The organism is Streptomyces sp. RB17 (genome assembly GCF_009604455.1).
In the GTDB taxonomy this organism is placed as follows: Bacteria; Actinomycetota; Actinomycetes; order Streptomycetales; family Streptomycetaceae; genus Streptomyces.
This window is the reverse complement of record NZ_WEGL01000007.1, coordinates 497,493-522,585: the sequence shown is the minus strand read 5'-3', so window position 1 is coordinate 522,585 and position 25,093 is coordinate 497,493. Positions and strand designations below refer to the sequence as shown.

The 25,093-nt window shown below is 68.5% G+C and carries 32 protein-coding genes; 16 read left to right on the top strand and 16 right to left on the bottom strand.

Features of this window, described 5'->3' with window-relative positions; genetic code table 11:
- Positions 1 to 26 precede the first annotated feature (26 nt).
- The 6 genes from SRB17_RS30905 to SRB17_RS30880 all read right to left on the bottom strand — a co-directional run bounded on the left by SRB17_RS30905 (position 27) and on the right by SRB17_RS30880 (position 3,408).
- On the bottom strand, positions 27 to 272 hold the full coding sequence (locus SRB17_RS30905; protein WP_323376480.1) for a SpdD protein: 246 nt from the start codon (positions 270 to 272) through the stop codon (positions 27 to 29).
- A 24-nt stretch (positions 273 to 296) separates the two neighbouring features.
- Positions 297 to 491, bottom strand: a complete 195-nt coding sequence (locus SRB17_RS30900) for a hypothetical protein (protein WP_323376479.1) — start codon at positions 489 to 491, stop codon at positions 297 to 299.
- A 16-nt stretch (positions 492 to 507) separates the two neighbouring features.
- A complete protein-coding gene (locus SRB17_RS30895; protein WP_323376478.1) occupies positions 508 to 699 on the bottom strand; it encodes a mobile element transfer protein in 192 nt (63 codons plus the stop codon).
- A 266-nt stretch (positions 700 to 965) separates the two neighbouring features.
- Positions 966 to 1,592 carry a DUF2637 domain-containing protein gene (locus tag SRB17_RS30890; protein ID WP_153543400.1) on the bottom strand — a complete coding sequence of 209 codons (627 nt, stop codon included), beginning with the start codon at positions 1,590 to 1,592 and terminating at the stop codon, positions 966 to 968.
- 83 nt (positions 1,593 to 1,675) lie between these two features.
- Positions 1,676 to 3,052, bottom strand: a complete 1,377-nt coding sequence (locus SRB17_RS30885; RefSeq protein ID WP_153543399.1) for an FtsK/SpoIIIE domain-containing protein — start codon at positions 3,050 to 3,052, stop codon at positions 1,676 to 1,678.
- The gene (locus tag SRB17_RS30880; RefSeq protein WP_153543398.1) at positions 3,052 to 3,408 is read right to left on the bottom strand and encodes a hypothetical protein; all 357 of its coding nucleotides are present in this window, start codon (positions 3,406 to 3,408) and stop codon (positions 3,052 to 3,054) included. Before SRB17_RS30880 ends, SRB17_RS30885 begins: the two co-directional genes overlap by 1 nt.
- 179 nt (positions 3,409 to 3,587) lie before the next feature.
- On the opposite strand from SRB17_RS30880, the gene SRB17_RS30875 reads away from it, so the two are divergent.
- Complete coding sequence (locus tag SRB17_RS30875) at positions 3,588 to 3,953, top strand: hypothetical protein (RefSeq protein WP_228396357.1); 366 nt, start codon at positions 3,588 to 3,590, stop codon at positions 3,951 to 3,953.
- Positions 3,954 to 3,970: 17 nt separating this feature from the next.
- Here the strand turns inward: SRB17_RS30875 and SRB17_RS30870 are convergent, their stop codons facing one another.
- Positions 3,971 to 4,690: a GntR family transcriptional regulator gene (locus SRB17_RS30870; RefSeq protein WP_323376512.1), complete on the bottom strand. Its 720-nt coding sequence runs from the start codon at positions 4,688 to 4,690 to the stop codon at positions 3,971 to 3,973.
- Here SRB17_RS30870 and SRB17_RS45575 point away from each other — a divergent pair.
- The 6 genes from SRB17_RS45575 to SRB17_RS30845 all read left to right on the top strand — a co-directional run bounded on the left by SRB17_RS45575 (position 4,604) and on the right by SRB17_RS30845 (position 8,565).
- On the top strand, positions 4,604 to 4,849 hold the full coding sequence (locus SRB17_RS45575; RefSeq protein ID WP_194294204.1) for a hypothetical protein: 246 nt from the start codon (positions 4,604 to 4,606) through the stop codon (positions 4,847 to 4,849). The two genes, SRB17_RS30870 and SRB17_RS45575, sit on opposite strands and share 87 nt — an antisense overlap.
- A 20-nt stretch (positions 4,850 to 4,869) precedes the next feature.
- Positions 4,870 to 5,277, top strand: coding sequence for an NUDIX hydrolase (locus SRB17_RS30865; RefSeq protein WP_323376511.1), 408 nt, complete (start codon positions 4,870 to 4,872; stop codon positions 5,275 to 5,277).
- A 46-nt stretch (positions 5,278 to 5,323) separates the two neighbouring features.
- Entirely contained in the window at positions 5,324 to 5,752 is a 429-nt protein-coding gene (locus SRB17_RS30860) for an ATP-binding protein (protein WP_153543397.1), read from the top strand.
- Positions 5,746 to 6,126 carry a hypothetical protein gene (locus tag SRB17_RS30855; RefSeq protein ID WP_153543396.1) on the top strand — a complete coding sequence of 127 codons (381 nt, stop codon included), beginning with the start codon at positions 5,746 to 5,748 and terminating at the stop codon, positions 6,124 to 6,126. The genes SRB17_RS30860 and SRB17_RS30855 overlap by 7 nt, the downstream gene beginning before the upstream one ends.
- 1,160 nt (positions 6,127 to 7,286) lie before the next feature.
- On the top strand, positions 7,287 to 7,919 hold the full coding sequence (locus SRB17_RS30850) for a hypothetical protein (RefSeq protein ID WP_153543395.1): 633 nt from the start codon (positions 7,287 to 7,289) through the stop codon (positions 7,917 to 7,919).
- Between the two features lie 343 nt (positions 7,920 to 8,262).
- On the top strand, positions 8,263 to 8,565 hold the full coding sequence (locus tag SRB17_RS30845; RefSeq protein WP_153543394.1) for an immunity 53 family protein: 303 nt from the start codon (positions 8,263 to 8,265) through the stop codon (positions 8,563 to 8,565).
- 342 nt (positions 8,566 to 8,907) lie between these two features.
- On the opposite strand, the gene SRB17_RS30840 is transcribed toward SRB17_RS30845, so the two are convergent.
- The 3 genes from SRB17_RS30840 to SRB17_RS30830 form a co-directional block, all read right to left on the bottom strand.
- On the bottom strand, positions 8,908 to 9,135 hold the full coding sequence (locus SRB17_RS30840; RefSeq protein ID WP_153543393.1) for a hypothetical protein: 228 nt from the start codon (positions 9,133 to 9,135) through the stop codon (positions 8,908 to 8,910).
- 178 nt (positions 9,136 to 9,313) lie between these two features.
- Positions 9,314 to 9,556: a hypothetical protein gene (locus SRB17_RS30835; RefSeq protein ID WP_153543392.1), complete on the bottom strand. Its 243-nt coding sequence runs from the start codon at positions 9,554 to 9,556 to the stop codon at positions 9,314 to 9,316.
- Positions 9,557 to 9,986: 430 nt separating this feature from the next.
- On the bottom strand, positions 9,987 to 10,265 hold the full coding sequence (locus SRB17_RS30830) for a hypothetical protein (protein ID WP_153543391.1): 279 nt from the start codon (positions 10,263 to 10,265) through the stop codon (positions 9,987 to 9,989).
- Positions 10,266 to 11,181: 916 nt separating this feature from the next.
- Here SRB17_RS30830 and SRB17_RS30820 point away from each other — a divergent pair.
- Positions 11,182 to 11,400 carry a hypothetical protein gene (locus SRB17_RS30820; RefSeq protein WP_153543390.1) on the top strand — a complete coding sequence of 73 codons (219 nt, stop codon included), beginning with the start codon at positions 11,182 to 11,184 and terminating at the stop codon, positions 11,398 to 11,400.
- A gap of 645 nt (positions 11,401 to 12,045) precedes the next feature.
- On the top strand, positions 12,046 to 12,477 hold the full coding sequence (locus tag SRB17_RS30815; protein ID WP_153543389.1) for a hypothetical protein: 432 nt from the start codon (positions 12,046 to 12,048) through the stop codon (positions 12,475 to 12,477).
- A gap of 871 nt (positions 12,478 to 13,348) precedes the next feature.
- Here SRB17_RS30815 and SRB17_RS30810 read toward each other — a convergent pair.
- The 4 genes from SRB17_RS30810 to phoU form a co-directional block, all read right to left on the bottom strand.
- Positions 13,349 to 13,660, bottom strand: coding sequence for a hypothetical protein (locus tag SRB17_RS30810; RefSeq protein WP_153543388.1), 312 nt, complete (start codon positions 13,658 to 13,660; stop codon positions 13,349 to 13,351).
- A gap of 172 nt (positions 13,661 to 13,832) precedes the next feature.
- Positions 13,833 to 14,447, bottom strand: a complete 615-nt coding sequence (locus SRB17_RS45570; RefSeq protein ID WP_194294186.1) for a hypothetical protein — start codon at positions 14,445 to 14,447, stop codon at positions 13,833 to 13,835.
- A 99-nt stretch (positions 14,448 to 14,546) separates the two neighbouring features.
- Entirely contained in the window at positions 14,547 to 15,179 is a 633-nt protein-coding gene (locus tag SRB17_RS30800) for a LuxR C-terminal-related transcriptional regulator (RefSeq protein ID WP_153543387.1), read from the bottom strand.
- Between the two features lie 1,500 nt (positions 15,180 to 16,679).
- Positions 16,680 to 17,369, bottom strand: a complete 690-nt coding sequence (gene phoU / locus SRB17_RS30795; protein ID WP_153543386.1) for a phosphate signaling complex protein PhoU — start codon at positions 17,367 to 17,369, stop codon at positions 16,680 to 16,682.
- A gap of 180 nt (positions 17,370 to 17,549) precedes the next feature.
- On the opposite strand from phoU, the gene SRB17_RS30790 reads away from it, so the two are divergent.
- On the top strand, positions 17,550 to 18,803 hold the full coding sequence (locus SRB17_RS30790; protein ID WP_153543385.1) for a sensor histidine kinase: 1,254 nt from the start codon (positions 17,550 to 17,552) through the stop codon (positions 18,801 to 18,803).
- Complete coding sequence (locus SRB17_RS30785; RefSeq protein ID WP_076087010.1) at positions 18,800 to 19,480, top strand: response regulator transcription factor; 681 nt, start codon at positions 18,800 to 18,802, stop codon at positions 19,478 to 19,480. Before SRB17_RS30790 ends, SRB17_RS30785 begins: the two co-directional genes overlap by 4 nt.
- 129 nt (positions 19,481 to 19,609) lie before the next feature.
- On the opposite strand, the gene SRB17_RS30780 is transcribed toward SRB17_RS30785, so the two are convergent.
- Positions 19,610 to 20,287: a DUF461 domain-containing protein gene (locus tag SRB17_RS30780; protein WP_323376477.1), complete on the bottom strand. Its 678-nt coding sequence runs from the start codon at positions 20,285 to 20,287 to the stop codon at positions 19,610 to 19,612.
- Between the two features lie 209 nt (positions 20,288 to 20,496).
- Entirely contained in the window at positions 20,497 to 20,619 is a 123-nt protein-coding gene (locus SRB17_RS47680; protein WP_267133462.1) for a hypothetical protein, read from the bottom strand.
- Between the two features lie 331 nt (positions 20,620 to 20,950).
- Here SRB17_RS47680 and SRB17_RS30770 point away from each other — a divergent pair, with 331 nt between their 5' ends.
- From SRB17_RS30770 to cysS, 5 genes are all read left to right on the top strand, one after another.
- The gene (locus SRB17_RS30770) at positions 20,951 to 21,433 is read left to right on the top strand and encodes a CarD family transcriptional regulator (RefSeq protein WP_003953493.1); all 483 of its coding nucleotides are present in this window, start codon (positions 20,951 to 20,953) and stop codon (positions 21,431 to 21,433) included.
- A 327-nt stretch (positions 21,434 to 21,760) separates the two neighbouring features.
- Positions 21,761 to 22,549 (top strand): 2-C-methyl-D-erythritol 4-phosphate cytidylyltransferase, encoded by a 789-nt coding sequence (ispD, locus tag SRB17_RS30765; protein WP_153543384.1) that lies wholly within the window; start codon positions 21,761 to 21,763, stop codon positions 22,547 to 22,549.
- Complete coding sequence (gene ispF, locus SRB17_RS30760; RefSeq protein WP_153543383.1) at positions 22,539 to 23,057, top strand: 2-C-methyl-D-erythritol 2,4-cyclodiphosphate synthase; 519 nt, start codon at positions 22,539 to 22,541, stop codon at positions 23,055 to 23,057. The genes ispD and ispF overlap by 11 nt, the downstream gene beginning before the upstream one ends.
- An 88-nt stretch (positions 23,058 to 23,145) precedes the next feature.
- Positions 23,146 to 23,553, top strand: coding sequence for a PPOX class F420-dependent oxidoreductase (locus SRB17_RS30755; RefSeq protein ID WP_153543382.1), 408 nt, complete (start codon positions 23,146 to 23,148; stop codon positions 23,551 to 23,553).
- 59 nt (positions 23,554 to 23,612) lie between these two features.
- Entirely contained in the window at positions 23,613 to 25,013 is a 1,401-nt protein-coding gene (gene cysS / locus SRB17_RS30750) for a cysteine--tRNA ligase (protein ID WP_323376476.1), read from the top strand.
- Positions 25,014 to 25,093: the final 80 nt, after the last annotated feature.

Sequence of the window (25,093 nt, the reverse complement as noted above, 5' to 3'; positions counted from 1 at the left end):
CCGCCCCGGGCGTCGGGCGCTGTTCTTCAGCGGCGGTGCTGCTCGCGGAGCAGGGAGCGCAGGACCACGGCGGCGACGGCCACCGATATGGCCGTGACGGCGACGGCTGCCAGGAGCGCGGTGAGGACGACGCCGCCGACGATCACGGTCGCGATCGTCTTGTTGTCGATGGACAGGGACGGCAGCGAACGCCGGTCGGGGGCCGGTTCGGCCGGGGTGTGAGTGTGCGTGGCCGGCGGAGTCGGGCTGTCGGGGTACTTGGGCAAGAACACAGCTAGCCCTCCTTATCTACTCGTCTAGTCATGTGTGCCGTTTATGACGCTCACGCCGGAACGCGTGCCGGACTCAATGGCCGGGGCCAGGAAGGTGTGCGAGAGCCAGAAGCCGAAGAGGGCGATCAGGACGACGATCCACGGACGAACGCCGAGGAACTTGACCGCTCCCCAGGCGAAGAAGCCGAGGACGAAGACCAGCGGCAGGCTGACGGTCACGGTGTGCGAAGTCCTTTCAGCGGACGGGGCAGCGGTGCGTGCGGGCCGCGAGTTCGGCGGCGGCGCGGCTGTCGTAGTCGGCGGCGAAGCCGCAGCGCGGGGCGGTGCAGGCGGCGGTGTGCTTCTCGCGGCCCCGGTTGTCGTAGGCGGTGCCGACCTGGACGGGGCCGATGCGGGTGACGTCGCGGAAGCGGCGGTTGGCGGTCACGGATGATCTCCTTTTCATTGATTGCTCACCCAAGGGGTGCGAGGGCGTGTAGACAGGCGGCATGTCACAAGGGGCGCGGCGGCTGGCCGCCTTCGGTTCGGCCGCTTTGGTACTTGGGCTCGCGTGTGTTGGGGGAAGGTGGTGGTTGGGCGAGTCCTGGGGCACCGTCATCACCATGTGCTGCCTTGAGGTGCTGATCGTTTCGGCCGTTGTCGGAACGCGGCGAGTGTTGCGGAAGCGGTAAAGCCTCCGGACAGGGCCCGCCTTCAGAGCTGGGCGGCGATGGCTTCGGCCATGGGGGCCGGAACGCCGAGGCGGGTGCGGAGGGTCGGGGTGTCGATCGGGGCGCCGGTACGGGCGTGATGTACGGCGGCGACCTTGCGGGCGTGTTCGACGAGGGCGGCAGGGACGGGCACGGCAGGGCGTTCCGGTGGTGCCTCGACGGCCGGTTGGGCGGGTGCCTCAGGGACGGGTTCGGTGTCGTCCTCCTGGTTCTCGATGACACGTTCGTCGGTGTCGGCTTGTGGCTTGGGTGCGGTGTGGGCGAGGAGAGTGCCCCCGAGAAAGGCGACCGCGGGCCAGCCCGCGACGAGAATGCGGAGCCATGCCGGCACCTGGTGCATGTCGAGGAGTCCGGCGGTGGCGACGTTGGCGCCGAGGGAAGCGGTGAGCGCGACGACGAACCAGCACCATCCGGCGGCTTTCGTGTCGCCGGTCCGGAGTCGACGCCAGGCGGCGACGAGCAGCAGGTCGACGCTGATCGGGTAGGCCCATGCTTTCCACCCGGCCTGCCCGGCGGCCGAGGCGATGTCGTGCAGGTGGGCGAAGGACAGCGCGGCGGCGATGACCGCTTGGACGAGTACCGCGTCGACGCGGGCCAGGTGGGCGCGCATGCTGCGGCTCCTTTTCGGGTTCGGGCATGGGAGGGGTAGGGACGTGGCGTGAGGCGGTCACGCCGACCGGGTTGGAACGAAGGTCAGTCGGTCACCGGGCGCGGCTTGACCAGCGAGACCGGGGGTTCGACCGGCCGTAGGGGCACGTCGGGCCGGAAGGGCTTGAGTGCGGGCAGGTCGGGCACCAGGTGCGCCGACTCGCGGCAGGTCTCGGCAGCGGCGCCGAGGGAGAGGTACGGCGTGCGGATGCGGGACCAGCCGCCGGAGGTGTCACCGGCCACGGCGAGGCCGGGCCGCTCAGGGGCGATGGCGCAGGCGGCATGGACCGCTTCGGGGGCGATGTCGCCGAGCGCCATCTTGGCGGAGGCTTCGTCGTTCACGCGGTGGCAGACACGCCCGGTGAGCTGGGCCCGGAGCATGGTGGCGCCCTTGCCGAGCTCGGCACCGAAGCGCTGCCCGCACACCTCCAGGTAGATGCCGGCGGCACGGCCGAGCTGGGCAAGGCGGATGAGCTGGGTGACCATCTCGTCCCGGCGTTCCTCATCCTTCTTCGTGGCGACCAGGAACAGCTCGGCCACCTCGTCCACGAACAGCACGATGGGCATCGGGCGTTGCTTCTCGGGCAGGCCCCATACGTCGGACGTGATCTCCTCGTCCGGCGTGTCCGGCGCGATCCCCTGCCGGGCCTTGATCAGGTCGTATCGGTCCTCCATTTCCTTGACCAGCACGGGCAGCAGTTCGGCCGCCTGCTCCGGGTCGGTGGCCAGCGCCGAGAGCCGAGCGGCGAAGGGTGCCAGCTCCACTCCCCGCTTGCAGTCGATGCCGACCAGGGCGACGGGCTGCCGGGCGAGTCCGGCGATCAGGTGGCGCAGGTACATGGACTTGCCGGACAGGGTGGCACCGAGGGTGAGTTGGTGCGGGATGGTGCGGTAGTCCCGGACGAACGGCATGGCGTCTTCCCGCAGCGCGACCGGCACCTTGAGAGGGCCGTCCGCGACCTTGCGGGGCATCCGTACCCGCCGTAGTACGTCGTAGCCGACCAGCCGCAGTTCAACCACGCCCGGCTTGACGGTCGTGACGTACACGGCGTGCACACCCCACGCGTGCCGCAGCCGTTCCGCCGAGGCGGCGACGTCGGCCGGCTCCTGCCCCGGCGCGAGCCTCAGCCGGATCCGGAGACCGGTCGAGGTGGGCCGGATGAGTCCCCGGCGGGGCGGTACGGGCCGGACCTCACGGTTGGTCGTGGCCTTGACGGCGAGGACCCGGAGCCGGGAGGGCGCCACGGTCAGGCCGCACGCTTCCATGACCGAGCTGTACGAGCCGAGCAGCCGAGCCGTGGATATCGGCAGGCCGACCGCGGACCAGTACACCGCCGGATGCTTGGCCCGGGTGTAGGCGGCCCCGCCGCCGAGCGCGGCGAGGGGGCCACCCACCTCCAGGAGCGTCGTCAGGTCGGCCATCAGGCAGCGGCCCCGCTGGCGACCGGGAAGGCGGCCGGCGTGACGGCGGCAGCCCGGTAGGCGATGCCGTGGCGCTGCTGCCCGTTGAACACGGACTCCCACGGACGGGCGACCAACCCCGGGAGCGAGACCGGCGCCCCGAGGGTCAGCCCCTCGGAGATGCCGCCCTCCGGAACGGTGACCTTGATCAGCGACGACTCGCCGTCCTCGATGTAGACGACGCCGATCGTCATCAGGGCCTCACCGCTGTTCGCGTCCTTGGCGATCTCGCCCGTCTGCCGGTCGCGGACCTTCGGCTCCGGGGCCTCGGTGAGGAGGATCGTCGCGGCGGAGGTCTCAACACGGATGGTGTGCAAGGGAGTTCCCCTATCTACTCGTCTATACAAGAGTCTGCCTGCGAACCCGGTCTCCCGGGCTCGTACGGGCCACTTGCCACACAACTTGCCCACTCGTCTATACGAGTAAGCGTGTTGCGGTGTACGAGTTCAGAGAAGCGGCCTGCGCCCGTGTCAGACCCACCCGCCACAATCCACCCATGCTCATAGCGACCAACGGCCGTGGCCACCAGCTGAAGCGCCCCACGAAGCCGGCAGTGGGGACCATGCTCGCCAACCTGCGACGCGGCAACGAGTACCTGATTCTTGAGCGCCAGGACGAGGAACGCGAGGGTGACTGGTACATCCAGGTCTGGTTCCGCGACAACAACACCTACCAGCTGGAATACCGCGACGGCGTCCCCTCGGAGCACTACCAGACACTGACGGTGTCGCAGGAGAAGGTCCTGCAAGCGCTCCTCGGCTGGATGCTCGACAAGCCCAACTGGCGGGAGGGCTTCATGTGGAACAGCATCGGTCACATGTTCCCGCCGGTCCCCGATGGCGAGGACGAGCCGACTACCTAGAGCTGTGCCGCCGTCCATCACGTTGCCGGGAGCTGGTACGACAGGACGTATGCGTCCGCCGCCATGACGGTGTCGCACACCTCGACGGCGCGCCCCTCGGTGTCGAAAGCGGTCCGGATCAGATGAATCACCGGTACGCCGGCCGCCAGGTGCAGCGTCTTGACCTCGGCGGGCGAAGGCATCCGGGCACGGATCTCTTCCTCGAAGTGGTCGAGACGATGTCCGAGCTCTTCGAGGCGGGCGTAGATGCCGCCGGGGCCGGGGTTGGGTTCGGCAATGGGGGTGCCGCGTGCGATGTCGAGGGGGAGGTAGGAGGTGGCGAACTCGACGGGCCGTCCGTCGAGGAGGTACCGGCGCCGACGGGCGAGCACGCGCCGGACGGATCCGAGTCGGGTGGAGATGTCCTGGCTGGCCTTCTCCTCCTTGACCTCAAGGCTGTCGACCTGGGGGTGACTGCCGGCCGCGTCGGCTTCGACGATGAACGCGGATTTCCCCTGCTCCCTGTGCCGTCGGGCGAAGCGGTCGGAGGCGAGTCGCCGCACGGGCGGTCGTGGTCGTACGAAGACGCCCTTGCCATGCTCGGCGTGCACCAGGCCCTCCCCCGTGAGGATGGAGAAGGAGTTCCGGACGGTCATTCGGGAAACTCCGTAGTGCTCGACAAGCTCAGCCTCGGAGGGCAGCTTCTCACCCTCGCGGAATCGCCCACGGTCAATGGCCTCACGCAGCTGATCAGCGATCTGCCGGAAGACCGCACGATCGCTCGTGGGGTCGAGATCGCCGAGGAGGCCGGAAGGGAGAGGGCTCACGTTGAGTACTCCTTTAGGTATCTAGACGAGTGGGCGAGTGTTGTTGCTACGGTGGAGAGCCTAGCCAGCCGAGAGGGCCGAGGAACGTGAGCACAGAACGCCCGCACTCCGTGAGCGTCGCCGGGGTCGTCGTCGACGGCCACGGCCGGGCCCTCCTGATCCAGCGCCGGGACAACGGCAAGTGGGAGCCGCCGGGCGGCGTCCTTGAACGCGAGGAGACCATCCCGGAAGCCCTCCAGCGCGAAGTCCTCGAAGAAACCGGCATCAAGATCGCTCTTCCGGCGACCCTGACCGGCGTCTACAAGAACATGAAGGGGTTGATCGTCTCGCTGGTCTTCCGCTGCGAAGCCGCCGACGGCACGCCCACCACCGGTGACGAGACCCGTGCACTGCGCTGGGCCACCCGCGCAGAGGTCACCGAGCTTGCCGACGAGGCGTACGCGATCCGCGTCCTGGACGCACTCGACGCGACGACCCCGCCGGCCATCCGCGCCCACGACGGCGTGAAACTCGTCTAGCCCGAACCCGCTGCACATGGCGGCCTACCAGCACGAAGGAACTTGTATGCACGAGTATACGAGTACAGCCCGGGTCTGGGGACTGAGTTGCCCAGGATTTCCCGAAGAAGTGGGCCGGGCCCGCCGATGGACCCGCGACATTCTGCGCGGCTCCCCCTTAGCCGAAGACGCCGAACTGATCGTGGGCGAGCTGAGCGCGAACGCGATCCTGCACACGGCCAGCGGCCGGGAGTACGGCAGCTTCCACCTGGCCGTCGCCGTCTCGGCTCAGGTGGTGGCGGTGTCGGTCACGGACGACGGCGGCACGGCCACGGCCCCGAAGGTCGAGCACCAGGACCAGGACGCCGAGCACGGCCGCGGGCTGGGCATGGTCAGCGCCATCGCCCACCGGGTCGTCGTGCACGACAGCGACCAGGGCCACACGGTCACCGCGGAGTTGTATGCGGACGCCCGGCTGGGAGGCCACCCATGCTGAAGCCGCCGAAGTGGGGCTACTGGTGCGAGTGCTGGACCGAGGACCTGACCGAGCAGTGGGGGCCGGCGCTACTGGCATCGTTCGACGCGTACTCGGCACCCCAGGCCGACCGTTGGGTAGCGGTCGCCCTCCGCACCATCTCGCCGGCCCTGGACGCGGACGCCTCCGACGAGGCGTGGGAGTGGCTGTACGAGGGCCGCATCGAAACCCGCCGAGCCTTGCTGCGCGCCGAGCCATGCACGGTGTCAGTGACCCACGCCAAGACCCGCATCACCTGGACGATCCGACCAGTGCTCTTCCTGCCACTCGCGTACCGCCAGGCGGCCGAACTCCCAGCGTGCGCGTACGACTTCAAGCCCCGTCCGACGGACTGAGTTACAACTTTCTCTACTGGTTCAAGCCCCGGCTGCGCTCCGCTCCGCCGGGCGCGCTTCCCGGCTCCGCTGCGGGCGACGCTCCTGCCTTCGGCCCGCTCCGCCCGCGCTGCGCCGACGCGCGCCCACTGGTGGATAGGGCCGGTGGCCATGAGTCGATCACGGCGTACGCGGCGGTCAGAACAGTGCCTCCGGCGGGGGATCGGCCGGCACCGGGATGGAGGGGGCGCCGTCGCCGACTGCGGGCCCGTTGTGGCGGATGCTGGGGCTCCCATCCCGCACACCATCGACCCAGGCAGAGCCGAGCAGACGCGGCCCCTGGCGTCCAGGTCGTTCGTACAGTGGCGCGCTCCACCTGGACGCCAGGAACCACGCCTGCTCCACGGTGTGTGGGTCGACGGCGTACGGGATGGGAGCTGAGGTGAGTGGTGGGTTAACGCAGTGGATCATTCCGCGATCCTGAAGCTACTGAGTGCGCACCGTCACGATCACCTCGAATTGGCGGTCCGCCCGGTCACTGGAGCGGACCGCCGTTGGCGCTCAGAACTGGCTTGCCCAGGTGATGACCCGCTCGGCAAAGTCCTGACCGAAGACCTTGCAGGCCCCGCTGGTCAGGCCAAATGCAGCGGCACCGAGAAGTCCGCTCAGGACGCGGTGCTTCGAAGAGAAGGCACGGACAGCCGTCCACGATGACTTCCAAAGGGGGTCCCGGCTCGACGCAGGGACAGGCTGACCCGTAATCTCGTTGCTGGAACTGATGGTTCTACCCTCTCACTGAAGTGCGGATGTGCTTCTGCTTGGGTGCGAGACCCATCGGATTGCTATGCGGCCCCCCGTTGGAGCGGGGGGCCGCAGTCGTGTCACCTCCAGGTGGTCGACCGGCACCGGATTGCTGCGCGGCGAAAGCCCGTTGGAGCGGTTGCCGCTCGGACAGACCCGTCAACTCAGGCCTCCCTCGCGGCTGCTCTCGTCGCCGTGGAAAAGCATATGGGGCGGCACTGACAGAACGATCTTGTGAAAAGATGTCGCGAGACATCAACGACAGGACCGAAGGGGGGGATTGGCATATGCCAGCTCGTCCGCGAATCCCGGACCCTCAAGCAGGGCCGCTCCAGGAGTTCGCATACGACCTTCGGCAACTCGGGGAGGGGAAGGTCTCAGTGGCATGGATCGCCGGGCATGAGGCCACCACGGCCTCCAGGGCGTCCTTGTATGCGGCTCTTTCTGGCACGCGGCTCCCCAAGAAGGAAACCGTCGGCACGCTGCTTCGGTGGTGGGCTGGTAACCCAGCGGACGAGCAGTGGTCTTCGGACGATCTGCTCTATGCGGAGCCAGCTTGGGCGTGGATCGGCTGGCTTCCCGCTGATCACGAAGGGCGCACGCTCGCGGTCCAGTGGAAGGACAGGTACACACGTCTGGTTCAGAAAGTCGAGTCTGGGCGGCAGTTCACGCCAAGGGCACCCCGCGTATCCATCGCCCCCCCGCCTGAACAGCAGCGGGTCATTGACGAACTGAAGCGGCTGCTTGGTATGACCCGGCTGGATGACCAGCTGTGGCTGATCTTCGGAAGCCTGACCTTCAGAGTTGAGAGCTACCTGAAGGGGAAGACGATCCCCTCGGACGACATGTGCTGGACGATCGTGGAGCGGTGCAAGAGCTTTGCTCCGTCGCTGGACTATGTGCGCGCCGGCCAGCGCTTGCTCGCGGCCGTCGAGGTTGCCCGATCGGCGCGTGCCCGAGATCGACGTATTGCCCGCAGCCACACGAGTCGAACGCCGATGACCGAGGCGTAGCGGAGGCCTCGGCTGTATGAATGGGAGGGGGGCGGTCCTCTGGCATCGACTACAGTCCCGAGGCGAACCCGGGGACCTTTCAGATCCCGCCCCCCTTAGGCCGCGGACCATAACGGTTCTCTGACCGGCCTCAGTGCAGGACAGCCTAGCGACGACCGCCGACGTTCAGGCTGACACCAACGCCTGACACCAACAGGCGCGGACAGCAACGGTCGGTGGCGACCTTCAGCGAACGACCCTCCTGGGTCCACGGTCGGTTAGCCGACATCGACGAGCGGCGTGATCGACCTGATAAGGATGAGGCCGCAAAGTCAGGCCGCAGCCGTCTATAGGATCAGCGGACATGAGCGACTCGGACAGCGTTCTCAGCTGGCTACAGGGGTGGTACACCGAGCAGTGCGACGGCGATTGGGAGCACGAATGGGGTGTCAAGATCGCGACGCTCGACAACCCTGGGTGGACCATCAGGATTGATCTTGAGGGCACTTCGGTTGAAGAGTGCGAGTACCCCAAGCAAACCATCACGCGCGGCCCCAATGACTGGATCTTCGCGCGAGTGGTAGACCATCAATTCGACGGCGCCTGCGGTCCCGGCAACTTGACCGAACTCCTGACGATGTTCCGGTCATGGGCCGACGAGCACTAGCTGTACAGCAGCGAAGTACAGCAACCACAGCAACCGGCCGCGCACAGCAGAACCCCGACGAGACCGGAAGTTGGCCGGTCCGACCGCCGATAACCGATCCACATAGAGCTACGGATCAGAAGGTAACCGTGCCCCAGCCGTGCCCGATCGAGCGGGGAAACCACGGGGACCACCGGGCAGTCATGGCACCGGGACACAGGAGCGACCCCCGACCGAAAACCCAGGTCAGAGGCCGTTCTCACTGCTCATCGCGCGGAGGGGTGGGATTTGAACCCACGTTGACATCGCTGCCGCGACGGTTTTCAAGATCGAGTGCCAGCGGCGGCCAGGCAGAGATGCCGATCACGCAAACGGCGACAAGCCCTTGCTCTCCAGGTGAGCGAGCAGCGAGTCAAGGCATGCATCCACCGTGGCCACGTCTGCACGGAAGAACGAGTCCTCACCGAGTGGCCCACCGCTGACGATGACCATCCATGCCTTCCGGTGCTCAACCATGCGGTCACCGTCGACCTTGAACACGGTCGTGACCCCGCGCTCGGCCAGCCACCCCATCAGCTCAAGCATGTCCATCTGCACCCCTCCCTAGAGATCATTGCATCCGGGAGTGCGCTCCCTCGGGCCGTCTCTGGGCCGTCCGGCAGTGACCAACGTCGACAGGCGACGACAGATAGCGCGCACATCAGCGCAGGTCAGGCCAATGCTCAACGCCATCAGTCGACTTGGGCGCCCATTGAAACCAGTTCTTCGGCTACTGACCGTCTTGCAGTCCCTCAAACACGATCAAAGAGCCATCCCGCTCGAACCGCAGCACGCGGGGCCGGGGAGCTTCCTGGGCGGAGTCCGGCTCAGGATGAAGTTCTCCGTAGCGCTGATGGTAAAGATCAACCGCTTCGCGGAGCGGGCATCCTTGTGCCTCACGAATCGCCTTCACTGCGAGGATGGTGCGCCCCTCCAGAATGTCGCGATCTACACTCTCCGGCAGTTCTGCCACACGTCCTCCCCGGTCCGGCATCGCAGTAGAGCAACCGCGGCTCCTCCGGTCAACTGAGTTGAGCAGCCGACCACGGAGTAGTTCGCATCAAGGGGACCGGCGCTGCCCGCGGGCCGTGCCACTCCCGTGCCAGAACGGACGGGGACTCACGGGGAACCGGGGTCGACAGGGGTGAGTTCCACCAGACTGTGCCCAAGGTAGGAAATCCGCAGGTCAGGCCCGTGACCGCCCAACCTCGCTCCTAAAGCGGTGCTCACGCACGAGCGCCCTCCCGGGCCGTCCTGGGGCCGTGGAAGGGCGCTCAATGATGACCAACGCCGACAACTGCCGACAGCTCAGCAGCAGGTCAGGACGTTGATCGTTTAGGCGGCCGCAGGTCACGGCCGCCGGTGATCAGTTGTGGCTGAACTGAGGTCGCAGCCAGCTCACCTCAGTCCTCCTGGTCCTCGACCATGCCGATCGCGAAGGGGAACGACTCCAGGAACTCGCGCCGTGCAGGGTCTTGCTCCCTCACGACCAGGTCCGCGAGCACCTGCAAGAGCCGTTGGCGTTGGTCCGAGGGCAGTTGCAGGAGCACCCAGCGCACGCTCTCCATCATCTTCACCGCGGAGTCGGGATCCACTTCCTCGTCCCCGCAGCTGTCCAACCACCACATGACGTCGACGAGCAGGCCGGTGAGTGCCGGCACAAGCGGATCCCTGTCAATCATGCAGGCAACTTAACCGAGCCCTACGACACCGCCGTGGGGGAAGGTGAGTGTCTAACTGCGTGACAACGCCCGCGCACAACGGCGGACAACCGCGAACACCCATGGACTGTCGCCGCGGGTGAGAAGCGCACCGGTCCAAGGTCGGGCGCCCGCCCAAGTTGCTTCGGGACGAAGAGGTCCGGAGTGCAAGACTCGCAAAGTCAGCATGTCCAACGCTCGCTTTGCGAGTCCGACGCTCTTACGGTCAGGCCAGCGCAGGCATGAAGCCGCCGCGGGCAGTTCCCGAGGACAGCAGGGCAGACCAGTCGAGTGCCTCAGGCAGGCGGTCCAAAGACAGAACGACTGCTCCGCCAGCCTGCTCGGCATCCGCACACCAGTCGCCCATGCCGCTCGATGCCGTGCCGTCGTCGGCTCCGCCGACCACCGGCGCAGCGAGAGCGGGGACGACGAGGCCGTGGTCCCCGGGTCCGTCTACGACACACAGGGTGAGTCGGGGAACGATGTTCCAACCCTCGCACAAGGGCAACGCTCCGTCCGGCGCGGTCAGGAGCGGCAGGGCATCGTGGACAGGCGCGTCAGCCAGCAGGAGCACGGGCGTGGCACCACGGACGAACAGAGTGTTCTCAGGATCCAGTAGCACGGGGCCACTCTCGCAGGCCGGGGCAGCAGGGCAGCAAGGGGGTGCCGAGGCGGCCAACGAGCACGCGTCGGCCACGGTCATCGCACCACGGCCTGACATCCATCATTGACATCAATAACCTCAGACATCGGCGTACCTCCTGGACAGCGTGCATACAACGCGCGGCAGCAAGACGCTGGGTTCACAGAAGCGGGATCGAACTCCTAAAGCGGGTGTCGCACGCTCCTCGGACGAGAGCCCTTGGCGTGGGGTTACTTGGGCTGTCACGATCAAGCCGTGGCCAACCTTCTGAAGATCAACAGGATCACGGACGTCGTCCATGACGTGATGGGCCTGGTGTCCAGCGGATTGCTGCTTGCCGTTGGCATCAAGACCCACCGTGACGGGGGCTCCGTGGGCTGGCCTATCGCAGGAGCTGCGTTGCTGGTCGTGAACACCCTCTGGGTGGTACGGCGCCGACTCGCCCAGCGTCGGAACGCGGCTCCATTGCAGTAGGGGAAAGCCCTCCAGCGCACCACAAGCGCACCAGATCAGGCGGGGAACAGCGGGGAATCACGGTGAAAGCTTCCGAGCCAGACGAGACCCAGGCCCGGTCGTCCGCCCAGGTCGGCGCCCGAACTGGCCGCAAATGCCCGCAGCTTCCCAAGCTGAGGGCTCAGGCATCGTCGTCACGGGCCGGCCGTCGTGGCTTGCTCTGGTCGACGTGATCGGCAGCGTGGCCGAGGCCGATGGCGTCCCGCGAGATGGTGTAGCCGATCATTCGCCGGTGGTGCTGGGGAGTGCGCGGGCCGGCGTAGTTGGCGGCCCATGCTGCCTTCGGGCAGATAGCGGCGGGGGAAGGCGATCCATTCGTCGTGCATCTCGCCCGCTCTCCGAGGCCCAGCGGACGTTGAGCGATCTGAAGGTGGGACGCTTCGACGGGGCGGCCGTGCTGCTCAACGATCTGTGAACCCCGAAGGAACCAAACCGGTGCACTCGGCGGTGTGGCGCATTCCGTACTGTCTCGGCGCCGATCCAGCCCCATAGGGTCCCGGTCGTGGCCCACGCCATCTGCGCGGGGCAGCCGGTTGTGCATCCCGACTGAAGCGGTATCCGCACGCGGAACGTCGGCTTCCGGCCACGATTCCCGAAGGAGACACCTTGAAGCTCCGCCTTGCCGCCTCGGCGCTGACGCTGGCGATGGCCGCGTCCACGAGTGTCCTCACAGCCAGCAACGCCTCGGCCGCCAACACAGTCACCGCCTGCCGTACCCCCGACCTCTACGCGGACGGCCTGTACGTCCACACCTGCATCAACACCCCCCAGTACGACGGCCACAACGTCTGGGGCACCGTCAAGACCTACGGCAGCAATAACACCTCGATCAACCTCTGCGTCGAAGTGCTGGACGAAAACCTCAACGTCATCCCCGGCAGCCTCACCTGCAAAGTTGTGCAGGGCCCGTCCGGCACCGTCGTCACGACCCCGGTGGTCTGGCAGGGCACCCACGGCGTCTTCGCCCAGTCGTTCTTCACCAGCCCCACCTACTACTACGGAGGCATGAGCGAAGGGATCTGCGTCGACAACTGCTGAGACAGCTCATACAGCAGGGTTACCCCAGGCGCGATTCGGCAGCGGCTGCGTGGGCCGCCGCCAGACAGACCTTAGTATTCCAGCCTGACTGCCGCATTTCTCCTGGTCAACGGCCTGACGGTAGGGAGTGTAGCGGCCTGGATGGTGGTCAGGGGCGGTCTCGCGGAGGCCGCCCCACGACGTGTGCAGCCGACGCAAATAGTTGCATGGTGGCCCACCCAATGCGCAGGGAGCGGGCACCATCAGCCGGAGCACACCCGCGCACTACTTCACAGCTGATCGGGTACACCATCGCGCGTGACACCATCCCGAGGCCGGTGGGGGTGCAACGAGGCATAAGCGTGCGTGATCGGTTGGCGCACCCGCCATCGTGGCCGGCTTTCGTCGGCTGAGGTTCAGACGGTCGCATCGAAGGTGCCGGCCGTCAGCCGAGCGCTCCGAAGCTGGGCCGTCCCTGGGCCGTCCGAGGACGCTCGACAGTGGCCAAGGACGACCAAGGACGACCGCTAGGAGCACGAGCCCACCGCCCCTGACCAGCAAAAACCCAGCTCATCAAGATCCCCGACGAGACCCAGGGCAAGAAGAAGTAAGCCTCAGCGATCGAGCCCCCTGCCTGCGGTTTCTCCGCCGGAAGGGGGCTTGTCGCCGTGCTGGGGGCGGCTCTGGGCCCTGGGGCTCAGGCGTCCCGGCGGCGGTCCCGGACCTCGGGGAGTCGCCGGAAGCCGGCTGACGTGCAGGTGGCGACGGCGCCGACATTGGAGCTCCGCGTGCAGACGACGGCGCTCGACGAACCCAGCACCCGGAGTGCGTCCGCCGTGGCCGCCGTGGTCGGCTGCCGTGCTGCGGTGATCCGGAGTCTCCGGTTATCCGGTTATCCCGGGAACGGCTTGGTCTGGTCGTTCTCGGCCTTGATGCACGCGTCGAGCTTCCGCTGGAGGGCGGCCGCGTTGCTGAGCGCCTTCCTGGCCGCGTCGTACTCCCCCAGCTGCTTCAGCCTCGCGGCCTTGTCCTTGAGGTCGGCGATCTGCTGGCGCATCTGGCGCTCGTTGCAGGTGACGGAGGCCGCCTTGACCGAGACCGCGCGGTGGCGGGCCGACGCGGCGGCGTGAGCGGGCACCGACGTGAGGAAGAAGCCTCCGGCGAGGGCCGCGGAGAGGGCCAGGGCGGAAAAGCGCTTGGTCATGAGTTGTTTCCCCCAGATAGGGCTGCGTTGGTCGGAGTGGATCTTACAGAGCGTCAGTACCCGTCAGTAACCAGCCCCGCCTGCCACCCTGTTCGGTGAGAAACACCGGTTCCGCGTACACCACTGCCCGGACCTGGTGCTGTGCTCAGGTCCGGGCAGGGCGCTGGGGTGCTCAGCTGCCGCCGGGTGCCCCGGTGTCCGTGCCTCCCGTTTCCGGTGCGCTCGGCGCTCCCGTCTCCGTGGCGCCGCCGGTCGGTGACTCGGTGCCCGGTGCGCTGGTGGTCGGCTCAGTGGTGGTCGGGCCGGTGGTCGGCGCCCCGGTGGTCGGGCCGGTGGTCGGCGCCCCGGTGGTCGGGCCGGTGGTCGGCGACGTGGTGGCCGGCGCCCCGGTGGTCGGCGTGGGGGAGCCCGTGGTGGGGCTCGGCGTCGGCGCCGTGGTGCCCGGCGTGGGTGAGGTCGTGGTCGGTGCCGGTGACGTCGTCGTCGGGGTCGGCAGCGACGGTACGACGATGACGGCCGGGGGATTCTTCGGTGTGGGAACCTGCACCAGGATGATCACGATGACGTCGCGGCCGTTGTGGCGCTCGTGCCGCTTCTTGACCTGGTAGCAGTGGATTTTCTTCGGATCCTTGTGCGTCCGGTAGCACTTGATGACCTTGGCGGTGGGCGCGAGAGCTGTTGTCTTCGACGTCGCGCCGGCGTCCGTTGCCGAAATGCCCCAGGCGCCGGCCGCCAGGCAGGAGGAGGCCGTCACCGCGACACAGATCTTCCTGAGTTTTTTGTCCATTTTCCCAACCCTGGTTGAGTTTCACACGGACGTACTTGAGGATCTCTGTCGGTCCGCGGAAGAACCAGAGGCAGAACAGCCCAGGCGGTGTGGGGAGAACTACCCCTCCTCGGCGGGCTCCATGGCGGCCATCCCCCGCCTCAGCGCGAGCCGCGTGAGATCGGCCCGGCGGCGGTATCCGGTCTTGCTGCACAGCCGGTCCAGATGGGAATGCACGGTGTGCTCGCTGATATTCAATTCAGCGGCGATTTCCCGGTCGGTGGCCCCGTTCGCGACGAGGTGCAGAATCTGCTGCTCCCGCTCGGTGATACGGGGTGGATTCTTGTGGACGTCGTGGTCACCGAAAAATCCGGTGGAGAAATAGCTGCGGCCGGCGGCGACGGCTCGCAGCGCGGTCAGCAGTTCCTCCTCCCTCGCCCACTGACTCACATAGCCCCGGGCCCCGGCCTCGATGAACAGCACGAGGTCGGTCTGGGTCGCGGCGGCCGACAGTACGACCACCCGGCGGCCCTTCTCGTGCAGCCGGGCCACCAGGTCGCAGATCTCGCGGACGGAGGCGCGCAGATTGAGCAGGACCACCTCCGCCTGGCCGACCTCGTGCGGTGGTGCGCCGTCGGTGCCCGCCGCGTGCAGCCGCCGCAGCTCCGGCGCGCCGTCGACGACGCGGATCAGGCCGTGCAGAAGGAGCGGGCAGTCGGAGACAACCGCCACATACGTCGGTTCTCGGCTCATCCAGGTCCCCGCGGATAGGGGGCCGGCCACGGGTGGACGCCGCTGAGCTGGGCAGCCGGGTGGCAGGCCACGGTCACATCCCAGGATCCCGGGCCGGTATCGCCCCCCGCCCGCCGGACTGACCCAATCGGAGGCATCGCGGCCACGCCGGATCGCCGATCTCCCGGAGAACAGCTCATGTGTGCTGACGGGACGCTACGACGGGGGTGATGGCCATGGTGCCGCGGTGCGGTGTGCCGCTGGACAGGCGGGCACGGCCGCGGCTCAGTGAGACGCCGGCGCCGCCGCGCGGGGCGGGATCTCCGGCGGGAAGGGCGTGCGCGTCACCTGGTGCGCGTGTGCTGCAGCTCGGCGAGTGGGGGGCGGGCCCTGCCAGACCGTTCTCGACGGCGCATGGAGCGGTACGGCCTTTCCGACCGCCCGTGGCGCCGGCACCCTGCTCCGTGCCGTCGTGCGACCATGGGCTCGGCACCGTCCGGCTCGCGGCAGCCCTCGCCCAGGCGCCGCCGCCGCGACCACCCGCCCTGGTTCCCCGGCCGTAGCCGGCTTCCGCCACCTGCCGTCGGGTTCGCCGCCGCCTCGTCGGGCCGGGGACGAACTCGGTGAGGCCCGGGAGGCCCTGCACCGGAGGGCGCAGGGCCATGGGGCTCATTGAGGTCGTCGAGGCCTGCCGCGGCTCATGGGAAAGGGCCGGTGTACATCGGACCCACACCGGCCCTACGACGTCGTACGGACCCTCAGCCGCACTGGCAGGGTCCGCCCGACTGGCACCCGCACCCGCAGCCGGAGCCGCAGCCGCACGCAGCTATCAGTGGAAGGCTCCTGGTCTCGGCGGGCTGGTCGGTCTCGCGCTCCTGGGTGGGGTCGGGCGTGGTGCTGGGGGATTCGGCCATGGGTCCCTCCTGGACGCTGGGGCAGGGATGCCCTCGCCTATTGCATGCCCGCTTCCCTGGGCGCATCAACGGCGCACGGAGGCGCCCCCGCGCCCTAGACACCACCCGACAGCCGCCGACAAGCGCCCCGCCTCGCACCGGACCAGCCCAGGAAGCAGAGCCCCGCGAAACCAGCCTCCGAAAGCGGAGGGCCCCACGAACCCGAGCCTCGCGAACCCGAGCCTCGCGAACCCGAACCGCGGCTCTGAAACGCCGAGATCCGTGGCGCCGAGGTCCGCGAACCGAGGCCCTGAATGGCTGCTAGCGCCGGAGGACCTCACGGCCGAGCTGGACCGCCTGCTGGCCTCGGTCACCATCGACGGCCCACTTCCCCCAGTTCAGGGAGCGGCTGCGCGCGGCCCTGCGGCGCTGGGTCGAGGAAGCGGGGCGGGATAGCGCCGAGACGCCGAGATCCGCGAAAACCGGGCTCTGGGACGCCGAGGCCCGCGAACCGAGGCTCTGGGACGCCGAGGCCCGCGAACCCGGGCCCGAGACGCCGAGATCGCCCGGGCCCGGACGCCGAGGGCCGGGAAACCGACGGCCGCGAACCCCCGCGCCTCCCGGAGGGCTACGCGCCCTCGACCCCCGTCACCGGCTGGATGTCCGGCTGGAGCTCGTCCGCGTGCTCGCCCGTGACCAGGTAGACGACCCGCTTGGCGACGGCCACGGCGTGGTCGGCGTAGCGCTCGTAGTAGCGGCCGAGCAGGGTGACGTCCACCGCCGTCTCGATGCCGTGCTTCCAGCGCTCGTCGATCAGGTGCTGGAACAGGGTGCGGTGCAGCAGGTCCATCTCGTCGTCGTCCTGCTCCAGCTGCAGCGCCAGGTCGACGTCCTTGGTGATGATCACCTCGGCCGCTTTCGCCATCAGGCGCTGCGCGAGCTGGCCCATCTCCAGGATCGTGGCGTGCAGGTCGCGCGGCACCGCGCGCTCGGGGAAGCGCAGCCGGGCCAGCTTCGCCACGTGCTGGGCGAGGTCGCCGGACCGCTCCAGGTCGGCGGACATGCGCAGCGAGGTGACGACGATCCGCAGGTCGGTCGCCACCGGCTGCTGCCGGGCGAGCAGGGCTATGGCCCGGGCCTCCAGGTCGTGCTGGAGCTCGTCGACCTTCTGGTCGGCCTCGATCACGCTCTCGGCCAGCTTCAGATCGGCGTCCAGCATGGCGGTCGTGGCGCGCCCGATCGCCGACCCGACCAGCCGGGCCATCTCCACCAGACCGTCGCCGATCGAGTCAAGTTCCTCGTGGTACGCGTCCCGCATCAGGGTTCCCTCTCATAGGTGTGCTTGGTCCCCACGCTCCCACGTTCTGTCCCGCACGCGTCCGTTTCCGCCACCCCAAATGAACCAATCCTGGCCCCAAGGTGAACTCTGAGCGACGAGTGTCCGAGGTCGCACCTCGACGGCTGTGGTCTTGTCGTAGGGCCTGCTTAACCTGGACGCATGGACGTGAACGCGGCGGTCGCCGCAGCGGCAGCGATCGCCGGGGTGCTCACCGGTGTCATCGCCATGCTGGCGTTCCGCTGGAGCGAACGCGACCAGAAGCGACCGACCAGGACTTCCTTGCACACCGATCCCGTACTCCCGCCCGGCGTGGACACCGTGCTGTCCGTGCTCCGCTCCTCGGCCGTCGTCCTCGACGAGGCCGACGCAGTGGTCAAGGCCAGCTCCGCCGCCTACGCCCTCGGGCTGGTCCGCGGCGGCAAGCTCGCCGTCGAACCCATGCTCCAGATGGCCAGGGACACGAGACGCGACGGCGAGATACGCCAGGTCGAGCTGGACCTGCCCCGGCGTGGCACCGGACGCGGAGAGGCGCTCGCCGTCTCCGCGCGCGTGGCCCCGCTCGGCTCCCGTCTGGTCCTGCTGCTGGTCGAGGACCTGACCGAGGCCAGGAGGATCGAGGCCGTACGACGGGACTTCGTGGCCAATGTGAGCCATGAGCTGAAGACACCCGTCGGCGCCCTCTCCCTGCTGTCCGAGGCGGTCATGGACGCCTCCGACGACCCCGAGGCCGTGCAGCGCTTCGCGGGCCGTATGCAGATCGAGGCGACCCGCCTGACCAACCTGGTCCAGGAGCTGATCGACCTCTCCCGGGTGCAGAACGACGACCCGCTGGAGGACGCCGAGCCCGTCCGCGTGGACGAGCTGGTCGCCGAGGCCGTCGACCGCTGCCGCCACCAGGCCGGCACCAAGCAGATCACCATGGCCGCGGGCGGCACCGCCGACCTGCACGTCTGGGGCAACCGCGGCCAGCTCGCGGCGGCCCTGGGCAACCTGGTCGAGAACGCCGTGAACTACTCCCCGGCCCGCACCCGCGTCGGCATAGCCGCCCGCCGGGTCAACGCACCCGGTGGCGACATGATCGAGCTCGCCGTGACGGACCAGGGCATCGGCATCTCCGACAAGGACAAGGAGCGCATCTTCGAGCGCTTCTACCGCGTCGACCCGGCCCGCTCCCGGCAGACCGGAGGCACCGGTCTGGGTCTCGCGATCGTCAAGCACGTGGTCGCCTCGCACGGCGGGGAGGTCACGGTCTGGAGTGCCGAAGGCCAGGGCTCCACCTTCACCCTCAGGCTGCCGGAGGCGGGCGCGGCCCGCGACCGCGCACAACAGCACCCCGACCTCGATGACGAGGACGGCGGCGCCCCCGACTCATCCCCGTACGAACCGCTTCCCGCCCCGGAGGTCCTTCCGTGACCCGAGTGCTCGTCGTCGAGGACGAGGAGTCCTTCTCCGACGCCCTGTCGTACATGCTCCGCAAGGAGGGCTTCGAGGTCGCCGTTGCGGCCACGGGCCCCGACGGACTCGACGAGTTCGAGCGCAACGGCGCCGACCTCGTCCTCCTCGACCTGATGCTGCCGGGGCTGCCCGGCACCGAGGTGTGCCGCCAGTTGCGCGGCCGCTCCAACGTTCCCGTGATCATGGTGACGGCCAAGGACAGCGAGATCGACAAGGTGGTCGGCCTCGAAATAGGAGCCGACGACTACGTCACCAAGCCGTTCTCCTCGCGTGAGCTGGTCGCCCGCATCCGCGCCGTCCTGCGCCGCCGCGGCGAGCCGGAGGAGGTCGCCCCGGCCGCGCTGGAGGCGGGGCCGGTCCGCATGGACGTCGACCGCCACGTGGTCACCGTCTCCGGCTCCAAGGTCGACCTGCCCCTGAAGGAGTTCGACCTCCTGGAGATGCTCCTGCGCAACGCCGGCCGCGTCCTGACCCGCATGCAGCTCATCGACCGCGTCTGGGGCGCCGACTACGTGGGTGACACCAAGACGCTGGACGTCCACGTCAAGCGCCTGCGCGCCAAGATCGAGCCGGACCCGGGTGCGCCGCGTTACCTGGTGACGGTGCGGGGGCTGGGCTACAAGTTCGAGCCGTAAACCGTACGCGTCTGCTGTACGGGCCGTACACCGCGTACGCCGGCTGCAGCGGTTCCACGACGAAGGGCGGCACCCCGTGCTGGGGTGCCGCCCTCGTGCGTGTGGCCGCTCAGTGGCCCGTGCGGCTGCTCACTGGCCGGCGGCGGACTGGGAGGCGGAGTCGCTCGGGGTCGCGGCCGTGCTCGCGGTGTTGCTCGCGGTCGCCGACGGGGTGGCCTTGCCGTGCTTGCCCGGCTTGGCGCTGCCGGAGGCGGTGGCGCCCGGGGCGGGGGAGGCCGTCGCAGGGCCGGACGGGATCTGGCTCGGGCCCCACTTGTCGAAGTAGCTGGTGGCCGGCACCACGAAGGCTTGCAGGCTCACGGCACCGGTCGTGCTGAAGGTGAAGGTGATCTTCTGGGCGTTGCCGTCCTGGACCGACTCGCGGCCGCTGGGAATCTCGGCGGAGGCGTTGCCCTTGCCGCCGAGGATCAGGGAGCCGTGCGCCGGGACGGTCAGGTTGCCGCCCTTGGCCGGGGTCAGCTTCACCGTCTGGGTGCTGCCCGGGATGGCGATCGACTGCAGGGTCTCGTCCGTGCCGCCCTGGTTGAACAGGGTCGCGGAGATCACCGCCGGACCCGTCGACTTCAGGTCGGGCTGGGTGATCACCAGGGCGTTCTGGATCTTGATGTTGCCTACCGAGGTCGCCGCGTTGTCCGGCTTGATCCCCAGGGTCTGTGAGTCGTTGCCGGCGCCACAGGCGGCGAGCGAGGCGATCGAGAAGACGATGGCGGAAGCGGCGAGAGCGCCGCGTCGAAGGCTGCTGCTCACGGCGGCGGCAACTCCTTGAACGCGCGGGCGGCTCCCCTTATAAAGCCACCCTAAGTGTCTGTCAGCGGCCTTAGGTTACCGAGCCGTTCCCACGCCGCCGCACCCGACCCTCCCCAAGCCCCCGGCTTGCCTCCGGCTGGGGGTACCGCGAGCCCTTCGTCACTCCCGTCACAAGTGACCCTCCGGTCACTTTGCCGAGCGCTGGTCCGTCATTCACATAACCGCTCGCAAAATTTCCGTGAAGGAATGCGCGCCTCCTCGGCGATCCCTTCGTCGCCCTCTTCGACGATCCCTTCGACGACCTCTTCGACGACTGTCTCGATATTGATCACTCGGCACCGGGCCGGACGGCCGTTGATCAATTCCGGAATCGGCCCGGATCGGCCTCGAGGCACCGAACGGAGTAGCGGAAGTCGTACGCTTGGAAGTGGACAAAACGGGACGTTCGTCCACTTGGAGGCGGCTCCCGGAGTGTGTAACGTACGCGTTTCACCTCGCCCGAAGAGCCCCTCCGACCTGCGAATTCCCGCTTCCGCAGGCCCCTCGCAGCACGTTCCTGTCGCAGTTGTCAAGCCCCGAGATATGCCCTGACCTGCGAAAACGCCATTCAGAAGACGCCGTATCCGTGTTACCCTGGATAGCCACGGAAGGGGTACCTGTCACATGACGTTCAAGGTTGGCGACACCGTGGTCTATCCCCATCACGGGGCCGCGCTGATCGAGGCCATCGAAACTCGCCAGATCAAAGGCGTGGACAAGACCTACTTGGTGCTGAAGGTCGCCCAGGGTGACCTGACGGTACGTGTGCCAGCGGACAATGCTGAGTTCGTGGGTGTGCGTGATGTGGTCGGTCAGGATGGGCTGGACCGGGTCTTCGAGGTGCTGCGCGCGCCGTACGCCGAGGAGCCCACGAACTGGTCCCGTCGTTACAAGGCAAACCTGGAGAAGCTCGCCTCCGGCGATGTCATCAAGGTCGCGGAAGTCGTGCGTGACCTGTGGCGTCGTGAGCGCGAGCGAGGGCTCTCCGCCGGTGAGAAGCGCATGCTCGCCAAGGCCCGCCAGATCCTGGTGAGCGAGCTGGCTCTCGCGGAGAACACGAACGAGGACAAGGCCGAGGCCCTGCTCGACGAGGTGCTCGCCTCCTGACGCGCCACGGCAGCGAACCTTCGCTTCCGTCACGCTCAGCACAGTGAAATGCCGCGGTGCCCGATGACATTGACCATGTCGCCGGGCGCTGCGGCATGTTCGTCCCCGAAAATAGCCGCAAAGCTTCAGCGCGGCTTCGGCAGCCGTAAACACGGCGCCGAAACGCCTGCCGTACAACCTCAGGGAAAGCGGGCCCCCTGCTTGGCGTGCCGGGCCCGGGCAGATGGCTCGACCAGGGTCACGGAAAGGGTCCGGTCAAGGCGTCGCGCCCGGCACTCCTCCAGGCCATACCCACCTAGGTCGAGCACACAAACCTGACAGGAACCGATGTCTGACGAATCGCGCCCTTCGCCCGCGCAGACCCCCGCCGAAGCCGGCGTCGCCGCCGTGATTCCCGCCGCCGGCCGGGGCGTACGCCTCGGTCCGGGCGCCCCCAAGGCGCTCCGCGCGCTGAACGGCACGCCCATGCTCATCCACGCGGTCCGCGCACTCGCCGCCTCCCGCTATGTCTCCCTGGTGATCGTCGTGGCCCCGCCGGACGGCGCCGCCGAGGTCAAGTCGCTGCTCGACGCGCACGCGCTGCCTGGGGGTACCCCCAGCGGTAGCTGGGGGAGGACCGACTTCCTGGTCGTCCCCGGCGGTGACAGCCGCCAGGAGTCGGTCAGGCTCGGCCTCGACGCGCTTCCCCCCGAGTACGGCGTCGTCCTGGTCCACGACGCGGCCCGCCCGCTCGTCCCGGTCGACACGGTCGACGCCGTCGTGGAGGCCGTACGCGCGGGCGCCCCCGCCGTCGTCCCCGCGCTCCCGCTCGCCGACACCGTCAAGGAGGTCGAGCCCGCGAGCGCGCCCGGCGAGCCGGAGCCGGTCGTCGCCACCCCGGAGCGCGCCCGCCTGCGCGCCGTCCAGACACCCCAGGGCTTCGACCGCGCGACCCTGGTCCGCGCCCACGAGACGATCACCGACAACGTCACCGACGACGCGAGCATGGTCGAGCAGCTCGGCCTGACGGTCGTCGCCGTCCCCGGGCACGAGGAGGCCTTCAAGGTCACCCGCCCCCTCGACCTGGTCCTCGCCGAGGCGGTCCTGGCCCGCAGGAGGCTGAACGATGGCTTCTGAAGCACCGGATCTCCGCCTGCCGCCGGGCGTCGTCCTGCCGCAGGTGGGCATCGGCACCGACATCCACGCCTTCGAGGAGGGCCGCGAGCTGTGGTGCGCGGGCCTGAAGTGGGAGGGCGAGGGGCCGGGCCTGGCCGGGCACTCCGACGCGGACGTGGTCGCCCACGCCGCCTGCAACGCCCTCTTCTCCGCCGCCGGCCTCGGTGACCTCGGACAGCACTTCGGCACCGGCCGCCCCGAGTGGTCCGGCGCCTCGGGCGTGACCCTTCTGACGGAGGCCGCCCGGATCGTCCGCGCGGCCGGTTTCACCATCGGCAACATCGCCGTGCAGGTCGTCGGCCCCCGCCCGAAGATCGGCAAGCGCCGGGACGAGGCGCAGAAGCTCCTCGCCGAGGCGGCCGGTGCGCCCGTCTCCGTCTCCGGCGCCACGACGGACGGCCTCGGCTTCCCGGGCCGCGAGGAGGGGCTGATGGCGATCGCGACGGCACTGGTGGTCCGTACGGGCTGAGCCGCCGGCGGCCCGTTGCTCGTGGTGCGGGTGAGCGGAGAGCGTGCGAGGGTACCCGGAGAGTCACCGTTGACTTAAGGAGGTACCCATGCCCCCCGCCACCCTGCCCGACCGGCTCAAGTCCCTGCTCGACAGTCCCATCTTCATCGTGGTCGGCACGATCCAGTCCGACGGCCGGCCTCAGCTGTCCCCGGTGTGGGTGAAGCGGGACGGTGACCAGGTCCTGTTCTCCACGACCGTCGACCGCCGCAAGAAGAAGAACCTCGACCGCGACCCCCGGGTGAGCGTCGTCGTCCAGGACCCCGAGATGCCGTACGTCTACGCCGAGATCCGGGGCACCGCGGAGTTCGCCACGCAGGGCGCCAAGGAACTGATCGACGAACTGTCACTGAAGTACACCGGCAAGAAATACGCGGAGTTCAACCCGGATTCGGTCAACGACGCCGACCGCGTGATCGTCAGGATCACCCCGGAGAAGGTCGTGGGGATGTCCTGAGCGGAGTGTTCTGAGCCGAGCGGCACGAGGCACCACCCGGGGCCCACTACTCTGGAGTGGTGACCATTCGCCTGTACGACACCAGCGCCCGGCAGATTCGTGACTTCACCCCGCTCCAGCCGGGCTGTGTCTCGATCTACCTGTGTGGTGCCACCGTGCAGGCCGCACCGCACATCGGGCACATCCGGTCGGGGCTCAACTTCGACATCATGCGCCGGTGGTTCGAGTACCGCGGCTATGCGGTGACGTTCATCAGGAACGTCACCGACATCGACGACAAGATCATCACCAAGGCCCATGAGCAGGGCCGCCCCTGGTGGTCGATCGGGTACGAGAACGAACGCGCGTTCAACGAGGGCTACACCGCCCTCGGCTGCCTCCCGCCGACCTACGAGCCGCGCGCCACCGGCCACATCACCGAGATGGTCGAGATGATGCAGCGCCTCATCGACCGCGGCCACGCCTACGCCGCCGACGGCAACGTCTACTTCGACGTACGGTCCTTCCCGCAGTACCTCCAGCTGTCCCGGCAGGAGCTGGACAACCTGCTCCAGCCGTCCGGCGAGGGCGAGACCGGCAAGCGGGACCCGCGCGACTTCGCCCTGTGGAAGGCGGCGAAGCCGGGCGAGCCGACCTGGCCGACCCCGTGGGGAGAGGGCCGTCCCGGCTGGCACCTGGAGTGCTCGGCCATGGCGCACAAGTACCTGGGCACCGCCTTCGACATCCACGGCGGCGGCCTGGACCTGATCTTCCCGCACCACGAGAACGAGATCGCCCAGGCCAAGGCCTACGGCGACGACTTCGCCCAGTACTGGGTGCACAACGCCTGGGTCACCATGGCCGGCGACAAGATGTCCAAGTCGCTCGGCAACAGCGTCCTGGTCAGCGAGATGGTCAAGCAGTGGCGGCCCGTCGTCCTGCGCTACTACCTCGGCACCCCGCACTACCGCTCGATGATCGAGTACAGCGAGGAGTCGCTGCGCGAGGCCGAGTCGGCGTTCGCGCGGATCGAGGGCTTCGTGCAGCGCGTCACCGAGCTCGCCGGCAAGACCGTGGAGCCGGCCGGCGAGGTCCCGCCCGCCTTCGCCGAGGCGATGGACGACGACCTGGGCGTCCCGCAGGCCCTCGCCGTCGTGCACACCACCGTCCGGCAGGGCAACAGCGCGCTGGCCGCCGACGACAAGGAGGCCGCCGTCGAGCGCCTGGCCGAGGTACGGGCCATGCTCGGCGTCCTCGGCCTCGACCCGCTCGACGCACACTGGGCGGGGGAGTCCGACCAGAGCGAGGACCTGCACGGCGTGGTCGACAGCCTCGTCCGACTCGTCCTCGACCAGCGCGAGTCCGCCCGCACCCGCAAGGACTGGGCCACCGCCGACGCCATCCGCGACCAGCTGAACCAGTCGGGCCTGGTCATCGAGGACAGCCCGCAGGGCCCGCGCTGGACCCTCGGGTCCCGGTAGGCCCCGACCCTTGATCGATTGTGCCGCCCGGCCCCCCGGGCGGCACACTGCATAGACGTACGCACACTTTTCCCGCAGAA